This window comes from Pseudomonas taiwanensis, assembly GCF_013393345.1.
Lineage (GTDB): Bacteria > Pseudomonadota > Gammaproteobacteria > Pseudomonadales > Pseudomonadaceae > Metapseudomonas > Metapseudomonas resinovorans_C.
The window spans coordinates 162,449-179,686 of the sequence record NZ_QJRF01000030.1; the positions used below are offsets into that span (position 1 = coordinate 162,449).

Consider the following 17,238-nt stretch of genomic DNA (forward strand, 5'->3'; position numbering starts at 1 on the left):
TGCCTGCATCTTGTCAGCCGTTCGCATCAAAATCTGCGGTATTACCCGAATCGAGGATGCCCTGGCCGCAGTCGCTGCCGGGGCGGATGCCATAGGTTTTGTGTTCTACGCGAAGAGCCCGCGCGCGGTGACTCCGGCCCAGGCGGGCGCCATCATCGCTGCGTTGCCTCCATTCGTGACCACCGTCGGGCTCTTCGTCGACATGCCGCGCGCTGAGCTGACGCAACTGCTCGAAGTGGTTCCCCTCGACCTGCTGCAGTTCCACGGTGATGAAAGCCCGGCGGATTGCGGCGGCTACGGCCGTCCTTACATCAAGGCGCTACGGGTCAAGCCGGGTGACGACGTTGCGGCCGCAATCGCGTGCTATCCCGAGGCGTCGGGTGTGCTGCTCGACACCTATGTCGCGGGCACCCCGGGTGGCACCGGCGAAGCCTTCGACTGGAGCCTGGTGCCCCGGAATGCAGCAAAACCGGTGATTCTCGCCGGTGGTCTGACCCCCGAGAACGTTGGCGATGCGGTGCGCCAGGTTCGACCGTACGCCGTGGATGTGAGTGGGGGTGTCGAGGCGAGCAAGGGCATCAAGGACGCCGCGAAAATTCAAGCCTTCATCCAACAGGCACGCGCCTGACATGCAGATTGCGGAAAATTTCGTGTACTCCCGTGCTGGCGCGTCTCCTGCATATGTGACGGACAGCGCGTCGCTGCCGTCCATAACCGAGTTGCCCAGTCAGGCGCAGCCTGGCGGGTCGCGCGGCAAGGCTGCGTCGATCGGGCCGGTTTTTTACGAAGGTGGTGGCGAGGCCATCACCAGGGTGATCCCCGGATGCGTGCTGAGTGCCGGGGTCGCAACCATGAATTCGCTCAAGAACATGCGCCGGGCTTTGAACCGCTAGCGCGTGTTCGGGCCTGAAAGCTGTGGAGAACTAGAGCATGAGCAACTGGCTGGTAGACAAGCTGATCCCTTCGATCATGCGTTCCGAGGTGAAGAAGAGCTCCGTTCCGGAAGGCCTCTGGCACAAGTGCCCGTCCTGCGAGGCGGTGCTGTACAAGCCCGAGCTGGAAAAGACGCTGGACGTCTGCCCTAAGTGCAACCACCACATGCGCATCGGCGCGCGCACCCGCCTGGACATCTTCCTGGACGCAGAAGGTCGCGAAGAGATCGGTGCCGACCTGGAGCCGGTGGATCGCCTGAAGTTCCGCGACAGCAAGAAGTACAAGGACCGCCTGGTCTCCGCGCAGAAAGATACCGGCGAGAAGGATGCGCTGATCGCCATGAGCGGCACGCTGCACAAGATGCCGATCGTGGCTTGTGCGTTCGAATTCTCCTTCATGGGCGGCTCCATGGGCGCCATCGTGGGTGAGCGCTTCGTCCGCGCTGCCAACGTGGCCCTGGAAAAACGTTGCCCGCTGGTCTGCTTCTCCGCCTCCGGTGGTGCGCGTATGCAGGAAGCCCTGATTTCCCTGATGCAGATGGCCAAGACTTCCGCAGTCCTGGCTCGCCTGCGTGAAGAGGGCATCCCGTTCATTTCCGTGCTGACCGACCCGGTCTACGGTGGCGTTTCGGCCAGTCTGGCGATGCTCGGCGACGTGATCGTCGGTGAGCCGCGCGCCCTGATCGGCTTTGCCGGCCCGCGCGTGATCGAGCAGACCGTTCGCGAGAAACTGCCGGAAGGCTTCCAGCGCAGCGAGTTCCTGCTGGAGCACGGCGCCATCGACATGATCATCCCCCGCGCAGAACTGCGAGAGCGCCTTGGTCGGCTGCTGGCGCAGATGCTGCGTCTACCTTCCCCGGCTATCGCATGACCCAGAGAACCCTTGCCGACTGGCTTTCCTACCTTGAACAGCTCCACCCCACGGCCATCGACATGGGGCTGGAGCGTAGCCGCGAAGTTGCCGACCGGCTGGGTCTGACCCGGCCGGCACCAAAGGTGATTACGGTCACTGGCACCAACGGCAAGGGTTCCACTTGTGCTTTCCTGGCCGCGCTGTTGCGCGCCCAGGGGCTCAAGGTCGGCGTGTACAGCTCGCCGCACCTGCTGCGTTACAACGAGCGCGTCCAGTTGAATGGCCAGGAGGCTACCGATCAGGCGCTCTGCAATGCCTTCGCCGCTGTGGAGGCGGCACGTGGCGAAATCTCCCTGACCTACTTCGAAATGGGCACCCTGGCGGCCTTCTGGTTGTTCCAGCACGCAGGCCTTGATGCTGTGGTGCTCGAAGTTGGCCTGGGCGGTCGCCTGGATGCCGTGAACCTGGTGGATTCCGACCTCGCCCTGGTGACCAGCATTGGCCTGGATCACGCGGACTGGCTCGGCGACACCCGGGAAAGCGTGGCGTTCGAGAAAGCAGGCATCTTCCGCGCAGGGAAGCCAGCCCTCTGTGGCGACCTGAACCCGCCTCAACCTCTGTTGGACCAGGCGGGTGCGCTTGCCGCACCGCTGTTCCTGCGTGGCCGGGAGTACGATCTGGCGCAGGGCGACGGTAGCTGGCACTGGCGCGGCACTTGCGCGTCCGGGCAGGTGCTTGAGCTGCATGACCTGGCTCTGCTCGACCTCCCCATGGAAAACGCCGCCCTGGCGCTCCAGGCCTATGCGCTGCTGGACATGCCCTGGCAGCCGGAAGTGATCCAGGCTGCGCTGATCGGTACCCGGGTCGCCGGGCGCCTGGATCTCCGCAGCCTCGAATGGCGCGGCAAGAAGGTTTCGCTCCTGCTGGATGTCGGTCACAACCCCCATGCTGCCGAGTACCTGGCGGCGCGCCTCGCGGCCCGTCCGGTCGCTGGCAAGCGTCTGGCCGTTTTCGGCCTGCTTTCCGATAAGGATCTTCCCGGCGTTCTCGGCCCGCTAAGCGGGCAACTGGCCCATTGGGCCGTGGCGCCGTTGCCTACCCCGCGTAGCCGTCCTGCGGCGGAATTGCAGGCGGCATTGACGAACCTTCACGCAAGCGTCAGTGTCCACGAAAATATCGCCGCAGCGCTCGAAGCGCAGTGTGAGCGGGCGGCACCGGACGACGAAATTCTGGTGTTCGGTTCGTTCTACAGTGTGGCTGAGGCGCTGAGCTGGCTGGAAAACCAAGCAGCGGGGGAGTAGGGGAAATGGCTGTAATGGACAAGGGACTCAAGCAACGTATCGTCGGCGCTTTGGTGCTGGTGGCGCTGGCGGTGATTTTCCTGCCCATGTTGTTCAGTCGCGAGGACGAACTGCGTCAGGTGGTGGTGGAAGCTCCGCCCATGCCCAAGGCGCCGGAGATGCCTCCGGTGGCACTCGAGCAGGTCCAGGTGCCGGAGCCGCAGGCCCTGCCTCAGGAGCCCGTGCCGCCGCTGGAGCCTGCCGAAGGCGCGCTGGCGGCCAATGTTCCGCCGGCCGAGGACGCTGCTCCGGCAGCGCCCGCTCAACCTGCGGCTCCCGCTGTTCCGGTTCCCGCGCAACCGCAACCGCAGCAAACACAGCCACAACCGGCGGCACAGGCCAAGGCGCCTGCGCCTACTCCGGCTGCTCCGGTTGCAGCGACCAAGGCCGAAGAGAAGCGCCTGGACGTCAACGGCCTGCCAGTCAGCTGGTCGATCCAGTTGGCCAGCCTGTCCAGTCGCTCCAGTGCCGAGAACCTGCAGAAGAACCTGCGCACCCAGGGCTATAACGCCTACATCCGCAGCGTAGAAGGCATGAACCGGGTGTTCGTCGGCCCGGTGATCGAACGGGCCGAGGCCAATCGCCTGCGTGACCAACTGTCCCGTCAGCAGAAGCTGAATGGCTTCATCGTCCGTTTCCAGCCGGAGAAGACCTGATAGACCCGGTTAATCGAGCCCTTTCTGTTTCGCGGGTTACCGGAGTGAAAGGGCTCTGCTAAAATGCAGCGCCTTTTCCGTTTGTGGGCCGCACCGTGGCATTCACCTGGGTCGATTGGACGATAATCGCCATCATCGCCGTTTCCAGCCTGGTCAGTCTGAGCCGGGGCTTCGTCAAGGAAGCTCTCTCGCTCCTGACCTGGATAGTCGCAGGCGTAGTTGCCTGGACCTTCGGCGGCGCCCTGTCACTGCATCTCACTGAATTCATCGAAATGCCTTCGGCGCGCATCATCGCCGCATGCGCCATTCTCTTCGTCGCCACCTTGCTGGTGGGCGCCTTGATCAATTTCCTGATCGGCGAGCTGGTCAGGGTTACCGGTATGGACGGCACCGACCGCGTACTGGGCATGGCCTTTGGCGCCGCCCGTGGCGCGCTGCTGGTGGTGCTGCTGGTCGGCCTGCTCAGCCTGGCGCCGGTGCAACAGGATCCCTGGTGGCAGCAATCCACGCTGTTGCCGCATTTTCTAATGGTCGCCGACTGGTCGAAGAACCTTATTCTGGGCTTTACCAGTCAGTGGCTCGCGAGCGGCATCAGCTCACCCAGCTGATGCGTCGCACCGGAAGCATGCCTGCCCATACCCAAACGGCCTGGGCGGATACTTGATTAGCTTGAACTACTAGCAGGGGTTGCGTCACATGTGTGGCATCGTCGGTATCGTCGGTAAGTCGAACGTCAATCAGGCGCTGTATGACGCGCTTACCGTGCTTCAGCATCGCGGCCAGGACGCTGCCGGTATTGTGACCAGCCATGATGGCCGGCTCTTCCTGCGCAAGGACAACGGCCTCGTCCGTGACGTCTTCCAGCAGCGCCATATGCAGCGCCTGGTGGGCAGCATCGGCATCGGTCACGTGCGCTATCCCACCGCAGGCTCCTCCAGCTCCGCCGAGGCCCAGCCGTTCTACGTCAACTCGCCTTACGGCATCACCCTGGCGCACAACGGCAACCTGACCAACGTCGAGCAGCTGGCCAAGGAAATCTACGAGTCCGACCTGCGTCACGTGAACACCAACTCCGATTCGGAAGTGCTGCTCAACGTGTTCGCTCACGAACTGGCCCACCGCGGCAAGCTGCAGCCCACCGAGGAAGACGTGTTCGCCGCGGTTTCCGGCGTGCACGCGCGTTGCAAGGGTGGCTACGCCGTGGTGGCGATGATCACCGGCTACGGCATCGTCGGCTTCCGTGATCCCCATGCGATTCGCCCGATCGTCTTCGGCCAGCGTCACACCGACGAAGGCGTCGAATACATGATCGCCTCCGAGAGCGTCGCCCTCGACGTGCTGGGCTTCACCCTGATCCGTGACCTGGCTCCGGGCGAAGCGGTGTACATCACCGAAGAAGGCAAGCTGTTCACCCGTCAGTGCGCGGCCAAGCCGCAGTACTCCCCTTGCATCTTCGAGCACGTCTACCTGGCCCGCCCGGATTCCATCATGGACGGCATCTCCGTCTACAAGGCGCGCCTGCGCATGGGCGAGAAGCTGGCCGAGAAGATCCAGCGCGAGCGTCCTGAGCATGACATCGACGTCGTGATCCCGATTCCGGATACCAGCCGTACCGCCGCCCTGGAACTGGCTAACCACCTGGGCGTGAAATTCCGCGAAGGCTTCGTGAAGAACCGCTACATCGGCCGTACCTTCATCATGCCCGGCCAGGCTGCGCGCAAGAAATCCGTGCGCCAGAAGCTGAATGCCATCGAACTGGAGTTCCGCGGCAAGAACGTGATGTTGGTGGACGACTCCATCGTTCGCGGCACCACCTGCAAGCAAATCATCCAGATGGCTCGCGAAGCGGGCGCCAAGAACGTCTACTTCTGTTCCGCGGCTCCGGCAGTGCGTTATCCGAACGTGTACGGCATCGACATGCCCAGCGCCCACGAACTGATCGCCCACAACCGCACCACCGAGGAAGTGGCCGAACTCATTGGTGCCGATTGGCTGGTCTATCAGGACCTGCCGGACCTGATCGATGCAGTGGGCGGCGGCAAGGTGAAGATCGATCACTTCGATTGCGCAGTGTTCGATGGCCAGTACATCACCGGCGACGTCGACGAGCAGTACCTGAACAAGATCGAGCAGGCACGTAACGATGCCAGCAAGGTCAAGGCCCACGCGGTCAGCGCCATCATCGATCTGTACAACAACTGAGTCGCGCGTCTGGCGGCAAGTCGTAAGTCTGTAGCCCGGATCCTGTCCGGGCTTCGTTTCTGAAGAGGTAGGGATATGACGCAGGAATGGGAAGCCGGAAGGCTGGACAGTGACCTGGAAGGCGCCGCCTTCGAAACCCTGGCCGTGCGCGCTGGCCAGCGCCGCTCGCCGGAAGGTGAGCATGGCGAGGCCATGTTCCTGACGTCCAGTTACGTGTTCCGCACTGCCGCCGACGCCGCCGCGCGGTTCGCCGGTGAGGTACCGGGCAACGTCTATTCGCGCTACACCAACCCGACCGTGCGGACCTTCGAAGAGCGCATTGCCGCCCTCGAAGGCGCCGAGCAGGCCGTCGCGACCGCTTCCGGTATGTCGGCGATCCTCGCTATTGCCATGAGCCTGTGCAGCAGTGGCGACCATGTACTGGTTTCCCGTAGCGTGTTCGGTTCCACCATCAGCCTGTTCGAGAAGTACCTCAAACGCTTCGGTATCGAGGTCGACTACCCCGCGCTGTCCGACCTGGACGGCTGGAAGTCGGCAATCAAGCCGAACACCAAGCTGCTGTTCGTCGAGTCGCCGTCTAACCCGCTGGCCGAGCTGGTGGACATCCCCGCCCTGGCCGATATCGCCCACGCCGGCGGCGCCTTGTTGGTGGTGGACAACTGCTTCTGCACCCCGGCCTTGCAGCAGCCGCTCAAGCTGGGCGCCGACATCGTCATGCACTCGGCCACCAAGTACATCGATGGTCAGGGCCGAACCATGGGTGGCGTGGTCGCCGGTCGCGCCGAGCATATGAAGGAAGTGGTGGGGTTCCTGCGCACTGCGGGCCCGACCCTGAGCCCCTTCAATGCCTGGGTGATGATGAAAGGCCTGGAAACCCTGCGCGTGCGCATGCAGGCCCATTGCGCCAGTGCCCTCGAAATCGCCCGCTGGCTGGAGCAGCAGCCTGGTGTCGAACGCGTTTACTACTCGGGGCTTGAAAGCCATCCGCAGCACGAGTTGGCCAAGCGCCAGCAGAAGGGCTTCGGCGCGGTGGTCAGCTTCGAGGTGAAGGGCGGCAAGGAAGCGGCCTGGCGTTTCATCGATGCCACCCGGATGATCTCCATCACCACCAACCTGGGCGACACCAAGACCACCATCGCCCACCCGGCCACGACATCCCACGGACGCCTTTCGCCGCAGGAGCGGGCTAACGCCGGTATCAGTGACAGCTTGGTCCGCCTGGCTATAGGTCTGGAGGATGTGGGTGACCTCAAGGCCGATCTGGAGCGCGGGCTCACCGCTGTTTGATCGACTGGGCCCAGAAACCGATCCTGCCGAATAACGGCTGATAGGAAAGCGGGCAGGAAAGAAGAGGGCGGCCCCACCTGGAAGGTGGGGCCGCCCTTTTTTGTGCCCGGTTACCGGGAAGAAGGCTTGTGCCGGAAATGAATCACGAGGCGTTGGGCCTTACGGCTTGCGCAGATCGATGGAGGGGGACTGCTGGCCGTCGAACAGCTCCACGGGCTTGCTCGGCAGGATGGCCGGGCGACCTTCCTTGTCGTGCTCGCCGACGATACGGATGTCGTTGTACTTCTTCCCGGACAGGGCCGCGAGGCCGGCACGGTCGCGTACGACGGTCGGGCGCAGGAACACCATCAGATTGCGCTTCACGTGGGTGTCACGGGTGGAGCGGAACAGCCGGCCGAGGATGGGGATGTCGCCCAGCAGCGGCACCTTGGAGTCGGTCTGGGTGATGTCGTCCTGGATGAGGCCGCCCAGCACGATAACCTGGCCATCCTCCGCAAGAATGGTGCTCTTGATCGAGCGCTTGTTGGTGATCAGGTCCACCGCCTGCGCGGTCAAGGTCGCGGAGGGCGCGATGGAGGAAATTTCCTGCTCGATCTCCAGGCGCAGGGTGGCGCCTTCGTTGATGTGCGGGGTCACCTTGAGAGTCACGCCGATGTCCTGGCGCTCGATGGTGGTGAAGGGGTTGTTGGCGCCTGAGGCGTCCGTGGTGAAGGTGCCGGTCTGGAAGGGCACGTTCTGGCCCACGAGAATTTCCGCCTTCTGGTTGTCGAGCGTCAGCAGACTGGGCGTCGACAGCAGGTTGCTCCTGCTGTTGGCAGACAGGGCGGTGATGAGGGCGGCGAAGTTTTCCGTGCCGATGCCGATGATGGCGCCATCCGGCAGCGTGTCGGGGATTTCATCGTCGCGGATGGCGTTGAGCACCGTGCCCACCGAGAGCCCGGTATTGCCGAAGTTCACGCCACCCAGGCCGCCGGTATTGCCGCGCGCATCCACCGCCCACTGCACGCCCAGCGCGTCGGTGATGTCGCCGGAAATCTCGACGATGGCCGCTTCGACCATCACCTGGGCGCGGGGTACGTCGAGTTGGCGGACGATATCTTCCATGGCGGTTACCACGTCTGGCTCGGCCAGCATGACCAGGGCGTTCAGGCTCTCGTCGGCGCGGATCAGGATGTTCTGCGGCTTGCCGCCTGTCGCGGCGCCGCCCGCTTCACCGCCGCCACCTTCCTCGCTCTTCAGCCCTTCGGAAATTTCGCCGAGGGTTTCCGCGAGCGCCTTGGCGTCGTTGTGGCGTAGACGGATCACCCGCGTATTGGCCGAACGCGAAGTGGGGGTGTCGAGGGACTGCGCCAGCGCGGCCAGCTTCGCCCGGGCTGACGGTGGGCCGAGGATGATCAGGCGGTTGGTGCGGGCATCGGCGATCACCTGGGTGCCCGACGTACCCTTGGACTGACCGCGGTTGAGGGATGCATTGAGCACTTCGGCGGCGTCCATCACCCAGGCGTAGCGGAGGTTGAGCACCGTGTAGTCGCGGTCGCCTTTCTGGTCGAGCTGGCGCATCAGGTCTTCGATGCGCGCGATGTTGGCCGCGCGGTCGCTGATGATCAGGGCATTGGCCGAGGTGACGGCTGCCAGATGTCCGTACTGAGGGACCAGCGGTCGAATCAGTGGGATGAGTTCCGTCACCGGCGTGTGCTGTACCTGGATCACGCGAGTCTCCAGGCTTTCGGCGCCGGCACGGCTGCTGCCGGCCTCTGCTTTGGCTTCGGCATTGGGGATGATGCGTGCCTGGTCGCCCTGGGTGACCACGGTGAAGCCGTGGGTTGCCATGACCGAAAGGAACAGCTGGTACACCTCATTGAGCCCAAGCGGCGCCTTCGACACCACGCTGACCTGACCTTTCACGCGCGGGTCGACGATGAAGGTCTCACCGGTGATGTCGGCGATCTGGTCGATGAACTCGCGTATATCGGCATCCTTGAGGTTGATGGTCCAGCCGTCCTGCTGCTGTTGCTGCGCATTGCCGGTCGCGGCGCCCGGCTGGGCGGCGAGCAGGGGCAGGGGTGCGGTCAGCATCCCGGCAGCAATCAGGGCGAGCGTGAGGCGCGAGAAGGTCAGGGTCATCGTGTCATTCGCTTTCCTGGGGCTGTTCGGCGGAAGGTTCGGAGACGGTGTTTTCCGGGTCTTCCATCTGTTGGCGCAGCTTTTCCATGCGCTCGCGCAATTCCGCGGCGTTGTCTTCCTGCAGGCCATTGAGTTCGTCGATCACTGCGGCTGACGGCTCGTCAGGAACGCCGCCGACAGGGGTGAAGCGTGAACGCGGCTCCGGGAAGCTGAGACTTTCCAGGCGGCCGTTGCGTTCGATTTCGACGCGATTGCGATACACCGCGTGTACTTTCACACCGCTGGTGATCTCGTCACCGGCGGTGAAGCGGCGCGGCTTGCCGCCTTCGTACTGGATGATGGCAATGGATTTGCCTGGTCCGGCGTTCACGAAGCTGCCGAGCAAGGTCAGACGCAGATTGGTAGAGGGGGGCGGGCCGCTGGGCTGGACCTTCGGCGCCGGTCCGAAGAGGGGCTCCAGGTTCTGTAGGGGCTGGCTGGTGGCGAGGGGCGTTCCCTGCTGTTCGGGTGCTTGGGCTGGAGCATCCACCAGGCGCAACCACTCCCGGGTCTGCCAGGCAAAGCTGGCGCCCATGGCCAGCACCAGCAGGGCACCGACAAGTGCTGGCGCGTGGCGTTGCAGCCAGTGCACGGAATCCGAAGCTCGCAAGTGGGTCCAACTCCTAATGCTGCGTTCTTTTTCTGATTATGTTTGTGGCAGAACTGTGTTGATCATAGCAGCGACTTTGCCGGCCATGTTCGGCCATTCGGGTGATGTTGCGATGCGGTCGCTGTGCTAAAGATATATGTGAATTTTTACGGCTTTAGGTGGTTTTGTTCACAAGCATCATAAGAATCGGACAGCGGCTCTGCACAATCGTCAGCTTGCCCTGCAATACTTCCTTCTGGACCCTCCTGAAATAGGCGCCCACGGATGAATTCTCCACTCGTTGAAGCCCCCCTGCGACGGCTGCCCTTTGGATTCGCCAAGCGGCATGGCGTGTTGTTGCTCGATGGCGTGGAGCCCTGCCTGGCACACCGCCCGGGGGTCGAGCTGGTCGCGCTGGCTGAGGCGCGTCGCTTCGCCGGGCGCAGTCTGCCGTTGAAGCCGCTCACTGGCGAGGCCTTTGAACAGGCTCTGGCACAGACTTATCAGCATGACTCCTCTGCTGCCATGCAACTGGCCGAAGACCTCGGTGGAAGCCTCGATCTCGCCGCGCTGGCCGAGCAGATTCCGGAAACCGAGGACCTGCTGGAGCAGGAAGACGACGCGCCGATCATCCGCCTGATCAACGCCATCCTCGGCGAAGCGATCAAGGAAAACGCCTCGGACATCCACCTGGAAACCTTCGAGAAACGCCTGGTCGTGCGCTTCCGCGTCGACGGTATCCTTCGTGAAGTGCTGGAACCCAAGCGCGAGCTGGCGGCACTGCTGGTATCGCGGATCAAAGTCATGGCGCGCCTGGACATCGCCGAAAAACGCATCCCCCAGGACGGCCGTATTTCCCTGCGGGTGGCTGGGCGCGAAGTCGATATCCGCGTCTCCACACTGCCGTCGGCCAATGGCGAGCGCGTGGTGTTGCGTCTGCTGGACAAGCAGGCCGGTCGCCTCACGCTGCAGCACCTGGGCATGAGCGATCGCGATCGCCATCAGCTGGAAGACACCGTGCGCCGCCCCCACGGCATCCTGCTGGTCACTGGCCCCACCGGTTCGGGCAAGACGACCACCCTCTATGCCAGCCTGGTCACGCTCAACGACCGCACCCGCAACATTCTCACCGTCGAAGACCCGATCGAGTACCACATCGAGGGTATCGGCCAGACCCAGGTCAATCCCAAGGTGGACATGACCTTCGCCCGTGGCCTGCGCGCCATCCTGCGCCAGGACCCGGACGTGGTGATGGTGGGCGAGATCCGCGACCAGGAGACGGCCGAGATTGCCGTGCAGGCGTCGCTCACCGGCCACCTGGTGCTGTCCACCCTCCACACCAACAGCGCGATCGGTGCCATCACCCGTCTGGTGGACATGGGCGTCGAGCCCTTCCTGCTGTCATCGTCCCTGTTGGGTGTCCTGGCGCAGCGCCTGGTGCGGGTGCTGTGCCCGCATTGCAAGGAGGCCTATCAGGCCGACGCCGCCGAATGCCAGTTGCTGGGCGTTGACCCGGACAGCGCGCCGACCCTGCATCGTGCCCGTGGTTGCACGGAGTGCCACCAGCAGGGGTATCGCGGACGTACCGGTATCTACGAGCTGGTGGTGTTCGATGATCACATGCGCAGCCTGATCCACAGCGTCGCCTCGGAGCAGGAGATGATCCGCCACGCGCGCCTGTCCAGTCCGAGCATCCGCGAAGACGGGCGGCGCAAGGTCCTGCTCGGGGTCACCACGGTGGAAGAAGTACTGCGGGTCACCCAGGAAGAATAAATGGCCGCTTTCGAATACCTCGCGCTCGACGCCAAGGGCCGCCAGCAGAAGGGCGTGCTCGAAGCTGACAGCGCCCGCCAGGTGCGCCAGCTGCTGCGCGAGCGCCAGTTGGCGCCGCTGGAAGTGCGTGCGACCCGCGTTCGCGAGCAGGCCGAGCGAGGCCGCTTCAGCCTGTCGCGTGGTCTTTCCGCACGTGACCTCGCCCTGGTGACGCGCCAGCTCGCGACCCTGGTGCAGGCGGCGCTGCCCATCGAAGAAGCCTTGCGGGCGGCGGCCGCGCAGTCGAGCAGCTCGCGCATCCAGTCGATGTTGCTGGCGGTTCGCGCGCGGGTGCTGGAGGGCCACAGCCTGGCCAGCAGCCTGCGGGAGTTCCCCTCGGCCTTCCCTGATCTTTATCGCGCCACCGTGGCGGCGGGTGAGCATGCCGGTCACCTGGGACCCGTGCTGGAGCAACTGGCCGACTACACCGAGCAACGCCAGCAGTCGCGGCAGAAAATCCAGCTGGCGCTGCTCTATCCGGTGATCCTCATGTGTGCGTCGCTGGCCATCGTCGCCTTCCTGCTGGGCTTCGTGGTGCCGGACGTGGTCAAGGTATTCATCGATTCTGGACAGACCTTGCCGTTGCTCACGCGCGGGCTCATCGCCCTGAGCGATCTGGTCAAACACTGGGGCTGGCTGATGCTGCTGGTGCTGATCGCTGGCCTCGTCGGTGCCCGCTGGGCCCTGCGCGATCCCGATATCCGACAGCGCTGGCATGCGCTGATGCTGCGTATCCCGCTCGTGGGGCGACTGGTGCGCGCCACCGATACGGCGCGCTTCGCGTCCACCCTGGCGATCCTGACCCGCAGCGGTGTACCGCTGGTCGAGGCTCTTGGCATCGGCGCCGAAGTGATCGCCAATCGCGTGATCCGCGCCCATGTCGTGGTGGCGGCGCAGAAGGTTCGTGAAGGTGGCAGCCTGACCCGCGCGCTGGAAGGCAGCGGCCAGTTCCCGCCGATGATGCTGCACATGATTGCCAGTGGCGAACGTTCCGGCGAACTCGACCAGATGCTCGCCCGCACTGCGCGCAACCAGGAAAACGACCTGGCCGCTAGCATCGCCCTGCTGGTCGGCCTTTTCGAACCGTTCATGCTGGTGGTGATGGGGGCCGTGGTGCTGATGATCGTGCTCGCCATCCTCCTGCCTATCCTTTCTCTCAACCAACTCGTGGGGTAATCGCGTGAATCTGCGCCGTAGTCAGTCGGGCTTTACGCTCATCGAAATCATGGTGGTGGTGGTCATCCTCGGCATCCTTGCCGCGCTGGTGGTCCCGCAAGTGATGAACCGTCCCGACCAGGCCAAGGTCACCGTGGCCAAGGGCGATATCAAGGCCATTGGTGCCGCCCTGGACATGTACAAGCTGGACAACTTCGCCTACCCCAGCACCCAGCAAGGCCTCGAGGCCCTGGTGAGCCGGCCCTCCGGCAACCCGCCGCCGAAGAACTGGAACAAGGACGGCTACCTGAAGAAGCTGCCCATCGACCCATGGGGCAACCCCTATCAGTACCTCTCGCCTGGCAGCAAGGGCACCTATGATCTCTATTCCCTGGGGGCTGATGGCAAGGAAGGCGGTAGCGACAACGACGCCGATATCGCCAACTGGGACAACTGATGAGAGGCGGGCGGCAGGGTGGCGCTGGCCGGATGTCCGGCGCCTTGGCGTCCGCGGGTTTCACCCTGATCGAAGTGCTGGTGGTGATGGTGGTCATCGCCTGTCTCGCCGGGCTGGCGGTCATCAGCGCCGGCGTCGCCGGCCCAACCCGTGAACTCAACAATGAAGCGGAGCGGCTGGCGGGTCTGATCGGCGTGCTCGCCGACGAGGCGGTACTGGACAATCGCGAGTACGGCCTGCGGCTCGAGCGCGGCAGTTACCAGGTCTACTACTACGACGAATCCAGTTCGCGCTGGCAGCCCATGTCCGATGGCGCCCGGCAATTGCCGGAGTGGGCCGAACTGACCTTCGAACTGGACGGCGAGCCCCTGGCGCTGCCCGCACCGGTCAAGAAGGACGACAAGGAAACCAAGGACATCCGTCCGGTACCGCAATTGATCATCCTCTCCAGTGGCGAACTCAGTCCGTTCCGCCTGGAGTTGGCCGAGCGCCGCAAGGATGGGCGGCGCCTGCAGCTTTCCAGCGACGGCTTTCGCCTGCCTCGTGTGGAGAGCCTGACCGGCAAAGGACGCGCTGGATGAGGAACAGCCGCGCCTTCACCCTGATCGAGGTGCTGGTGGCCCTGGCCATCTTCGCGGTGGTCGCCGCCAGTGTGCTCACCGCCAGCGCCCGCAGCCTGCAGATCGCTTCGCGCCTGGAAGACAAGGCCCTGGCGATGTGGATTGCCGATAACCGCCTGACGGAACTGCAATTGCGCCAGACGCCGCCCGGCAATGGCCGCGACCAGGGTGAGCTGGACTATGGCGGGAGGCGCTGGGAGTGGTTGAGCCAGGTCGAGGGCACCAGCGACCCGGCGCTGCGACGGGTCACGCTGTGGGTCGCGCCCAAGCCCGTGCGAGGAATCGGCGGCAAGCTGGAGGACCGCGCGGCCGTGCGCCTGGTGGGCTTCCTCGGGAGCACGCCATGAAGCGCGCGGCGGGCTTCACGCTGCTGGAGCTGTTGATCGCCATCGCCATTTTCGCGCTGCTGGCCATCGGCACCTGGCGCATGCTCGGCGCGGTCCTCGACAGCGACGAGGCGACCCGCGTGCAGGAGCAGCAACTGCGCGAGCTGGTGCGGGGCATTTCTGCCTTCGAGCGCGACGTCCGCCAGGTGATTTCTCGTCCGATCCGCGATGCCTATGGCGAATCACGGGCTGCGCTGCTGGGCGAGCAATCCGGCGACAGCGACAGCCTGGAGTTCACCCGCAGCGGCTGGCGCAATCCCACTGGCACGCAGCGCTCGCGTCTGCAGCGGGTGCGCTGGCAGCTTTCCGGTGAGCGTCTGGAGCGGCGTTATTGGACGGTCCTGGATCAGGCGCAGGACAGCCTGCCCCGTGTGCAGAACGCTCTGGATGGCGTGACCTCCATGAAGCTGCGCTACATGGACGACAGTGGTGACTGGCAGGACAGCTGGCCGCCCGCCGGCCTGTCGGACGACGAGCGTCTGGATCGCCTGCCATTGGCCCTGGAGCTCACCTTGCAACATCGTCGCTATGGTGAGCTGCGCCGGGTACTGCGGCTGGTGGAAACCCCGCCGCGGCAGGTGCCCCAGGCCGGTGGTGGAGAACAGGATGGCGAACAGCAGAGTCCGCAGGGCGAGCAGGGCAACCAGCCGCAAGACGGCCAGGAGCAGACGCAATGAAACGCCAGTCGGGTGTTGCGCTGCTGACGGTGCTGCTGGTGGTGGCTGTGGTCACCGTCGTCTGCGCCGGCCTGATCGCCCGCACCCAGCTTTCCATCCGATCCAGCGGCAATGAACTGCATACCCGCCAGGTAGCCCAGTACGCCCTTGGCGGCGAGGCATTGGCCGAAGCGATCCTGCTACGCGACCTGCGCCAAGGCGATCCGCGTACACCGGTGGATCACCTCGGCGAGGCCTGGGCCCGTCCCCTGAGCACGTTCCAGCTGGACGATGGCGGTTCGCTCAGTGTGCGTATCGAGGACCCGAGCGGGCGCTTCAACCTCAACGGCCTGGTGCGTGATGGCCAGCTCAACGAACAGGGCATTCGCCAGTTCCGCCGCCTTCTGCTGCGCCTGGGCATCGAAGCGCCCTATACCGAACGGCTGGTGGACTGGCTCGACCGTGACGAGGAGCCGTTCGGGCCGAATGGCGCGGAAGATAACCAGTACCTGCTGTTGCAGCCGCCTTACCGCGCGGCCAACCACGCCATGAGCGATGTGTCCGAGTTGCGCCTAGTGTTAGGCATGACGGAGCTGGACTACCGCAAGCTGCTGCCTTTCGTGACCGTGCTGCCGTCCGATTCCACCCTCAACGTCAACACGGCCAGTGCCCTCGTGCTGTCCACCTTGGCCGACAACCTCGACGCCGACAGTGGCGGGCTGCTGATGGCCGCGCGAGGCGCCACCGGCTTCCGCAGCCTGGATGCCTTCCTCGGCCAGCCGGCTCTCGCCGGGATGGGGCTGGAGGCGCAGGGGTTGGCGGTGGGCAGTCAGTATTTCCAGGTGATCAGCGAGGTGCGTCTCGCCGGTCGCCGCCAGGTTCTGGTCAGTACCCTGCAGCGCGGCAGTGACGGCAAGGTACGGATTCTTTCTCGTGATCTCGGGCAGGGCGGTTTGCCGCCGGCGCCCGTCAAGGAGCCGCAGTCATGACACAGGCTTGCATCTTCCTCCCGGTGGCCGCGTGCACGCAGCTGGATGCCGAACTGGAGGTGCTGCTCTGGCAAGGAGGCACGGGTCGTCGCCTGCCATTCGCCAGGGCGTTGGAAGAGGTGGCGCCGCCCTGGCGCCTGATCCTGCCAGTGGAGGCCGTGACCTGCTGCGCGGTCCGCCTGCCCACGCAGAAGGGCCGCTGGTTGCGCCAGGCATTGCCGTTCGCGGTGGAGGAAATGCTCGCCGAGGATGTCGAGAGCTTCCACCTGGGGCTCGGTGGTGCCTTGGCCGATGGTCGGCACCGGGTGTTTGCGGTGCGCCGCAGTTGGCTGGCGGGATGGCTCGATCTGGCCGGCAAGCTCGGGCCGATTCCCGCGTCCATCCAGATAGACGCCGACCTCTTGCCGGAACAGGGCACCCAGTTGCTCTGGCTCGATCAGCGTTGGTTGCTGGGGGGCGAGGGCAGTACCCGACTCGGCTTCGAGGAGCAGGACTGGCCGCACTTGCGGGATGTCTGTCCGGCACCGCGCAGCGGGCGCGCTCCCGTCGAGCGCCAGGCCCTCGACGGCGTGGATGACTGGCGCGATGAAGGGGATGCCTATGGCTGGCTGGCGGAGCAGAAGGGCAGCGATCTGGCGCAGGGCGAGTTCACCCTGAAGGAAGAGCGGCAGCGCTGGTCGCGCTGGAAGCCGCTGCTGGGGTTGGTCGGCCTGTGGCTGGTGCTGCAATGGGGCTTCAACCTGGTCCAGGCCTGGCAGCTGCAGCGCCAGGGCGATACCTACGCCGATGCCAACGAGGCGCTCTATCGCGAGCTGTTTCCCCAGGACACCAAGCTGGTGAACCTGCGGGCGCAGTTCGATCAACATCTGGCCGAAGCCTCCGGTGCAGGGCAGAGCCGCCTGCTCGCATTGCTTGGCAAGGCGGCCGGGGCCTTGATCGCCGAAGGTGCCCAGGTTCGGGTGCAGCAACTGGATTTCAGTGAAATACGGGGTGATCTTGCGCTGCAGGTCCAGGCGCCGGGGTTCGATGCCCTGGAGCGCCTGCGCGAGCGTCTGATCGGAAGCGGGCTGTCCGTGCAGATGGGCTCGGCCAGTCGTGACGAAAGCGGCGTCAGCGCGCGCCTGGTGATAGGGGGATGAAG

Annotated in this window: 18 protein-coding genes; 16 read left to right on the forward strand and 2 right to left on the reverse strand. The window is 64.7% G+C overall.

The window, feature by feature from the left end; translation table 11 throughout:
* The first annotated feature begins 10 nt into the window (after positions 1-10).
* The 8 genes from DM872_RS02030 (at position 11) to DM872_RS02065 (ending at position 7,270) form a co-directional block, all read left to right on the forward strand.
* On the forward strand, positions 11-628 hold the full coding sequence (locus tag DM872_RS02030; RefSeq protein ID WP_179057878.1) for a phosphoribosylanthranilate isomerase: 618 nt from the start codon (positions 11-13) through the stop codon (positions 626-628).
* A 1-nt stretch (position 629) separates the two neighbouring features.
* Entirely contained in the window at positions 630-893 is a 264-nt protein-coding gene (locus DM872_RS02035) for a hypothetical protein (RefSeq protein ID WP_179057879.1), read from the forward strand.
* Positions 894-930: 37 nt separating this feature from the next.
* Positions 931-1,803 (forward strand): acetyl-CoA carboxylase, carboxyltransferase subunit beta, encoded by an 873-nt coding sequence (gene accD / locus DM872_RS02040; protein ID WP_179057880.1) that lies wholly within the window; start codon positions 931-933, stop codon positions 1,801-1,803.
* Positions 1,800-3,086 (forward strand): bifunctional tetrahydrofolate synthase/dihydrofolate synthase, encoded by a 1,287-nt coding sequence (gene folC, locus DM872_RS02045; protein ID WP_179057881.1) that lies wholly within the window; start codon positions 1,800-1,802, stop codon positions 3,084-3,086. The genes accD and folC overlap by 4 nt, the downstream gene beginning before the upstream one ends.
* A 5-nt stretch (positions 3,087-3,091) precedes the next feature.
* A complete protein-coding gene (locus DM872_RS02050) occupies positions 3,092-3,781 on the forward strand; it encodes an SPOR domain-containing protein (protein ID WP_179057882.1) in 690 nt (229 codons plus the stop codon).
* A gap of 95 nt (positions 3,782-3,876) precedes the next feature.
* A complete protein-coding gene (locus DM872_RS02055) occupies positions 3,877-4,389 on the forward strand; it encodes a CvpA family protein (RefSeq protein ID WP_028631332.1) in 513 nt (170 codons plus the stop codon).
* A gap of 88 nt (positions 4,390-4,477) precedes the next feature.
* A complete protein-coding gene (gene purF, locus DM872_RS02060) occupies positions 4,478-5,983 on the forward strand; it encodes an amidophosphoribosyltransferase (RefSeq protein WP_179057883.1) in 1,506 nt (501 codons plus the stop codon).
* 75 nt (positions 5,984-6,058) lie between these two features.
* Positions 6,059-7,270 (forward strand): O-succinylhomoserine sulfhydrylase, encoded by a 1,212-nt coding sequence (locus DM872_RS02065; RefSeq protein ID WP_179057884.1) that lies wholly within the window; start codon positions 6,059-6,061, stop codon positions 7,268-7,270.
* 159 nt (positions 7,271-7,429) lie between these two features.
* Here DM872_RS02065 and gspD read toward each other — a convergent pair whose 3' ends face one another.
* Positions 7,430-9,394: a type II secretion system secretin GspD gene (gene gspD / locus DM872_RS02070; protein ID WP_179057885.1), complete on the reverse strand. Its 1,965-nt coding sequence runs from the start codon at positions 9,392-9,394 to the stop codon at positions 7,430-7,432.
* Between the two features lie 4 nt (positions 9,395-9,398).
* Positions 9,399-10,043, reverse strand: coding sequence for a type II secretion system protein N (locus DM872_RS02075; protein WP_179057886.1), 645 nt, complete (start codon positions 10,041-10,043; stop codon positions 9,399-9,401).
* Between the two features lie 264 nt (positions 10,044-10,307).
* Here DM872_RS02075 and gspE point away from each other — a divergent pair, with 264 nt between their 5' ends.
* Genes gspE through gspL form a run of 8 tightly spaced genes read left to right on the forward strand, consistent with a single transcriptional unit; the run spans position 10,308 to position 17,236 of the window.
* Positions 10,308-11,795: a type II secretion system ATPase GspE gene (gene gspE, locus DM872_RS02080; protein ID WP_179057887.1), complete on the forward strand. Its 1,488-nt coding sequence runs from the start codon at positions 10,308-10,310 to the stop codon at positions 11,793-11,795.
* Positions 11,796-13,010, forward strand: a complete 1,215-nt coding sequence (xcpS, locus tag DM872_RS02085; protein ID WP_179057888.1) for a GspF family T2SS innner membrane protein variant XcpS — start codon at positions 11,796-11,798, stop codon at positions 13,008-13,010.
* Positions 13,011-13,059: 49 nt separating this feature from the next.
* The gene (gspG, locus tag DM872_RS02090; RefSeq protein WP_373273674.1) at positions 13,060-13,446 is read left to right on the forward strand and encodes a type II secretion system major pseudopilin GspG; all 387 of its coding nucleotides are present in this window, start codon (positions 13,060-13,062) and stop codon (positions 13,444-13,446) included.
* A 32-nt stretch (positions 13,447-13,478) separates the two neighbouring features.
* Positions 13,479-14,027 (forward strand): type II secretion system minor pseudopilin GspH, encoded by a 549-nt coding sequence (gene gspH / locus DM872_RS02095; protein WP_179057890.1) that lies wholly within the window; start codon positions 13,479-13,481, stop codon positions 14,025-14,027.
* A complete protein-coding gene (gspI, locus tag DM872_RS02100; protein WP_179057891.1) occupies positions 14,024-14,413 on the forward strand; it encodes a type II secretion system minor pseudopilin GspI in 390 nt (129 codons plus the stop codon). The genes gspH and gspI overlap by 4 nt, the downstream gene beginning before the upstream one ends.
* On the forward strand, positions 14,410-15,129 hold the full coding sequence (gspJ, locus tag DM872_RS02105; protein WP_179057892.1) for a type II secretion system minor pseudopilin GspJ: 720 nt from the start codon (positions 14,410-14,412) through the stop codon (positions 15,127-15,129). Before gspI ends, gspJ begins: the two co-directional genes overlap by 4 nt.
* Complete coding sequence (gene gspK, locus DM872_RS02110; RefSeq protein ID WP_077525415.1) at positions 15,126-16,097, forward strand: type II secretion system minor pseudopilin GspK; 972 nt, start codon at positions 15,126-15,128, stop codon at positions 16,095-16,097. The genes gspJ and gspK overlap by 4 nt, the downstream gene beginning before the upstream one ends.
* Positions 16,094-17,236 carry a type II secretion system protein GspL gene (gspL, locus tag DM872_RS02115; protein WP_179057893.1) on the forward strand — a complete coding sequence of 381 codons (1,143 nt, stop codon included), beginning with the start codon at positions 16,094-16,096 and terminating at the stop codon, positions 17,234-17,236. The genes gspK and gspL overlap by 4 nt, the downstream gene beginning before the upstream one ends.
* Positions 17,237-17,238: the final 2 nt, after the last annotated feature.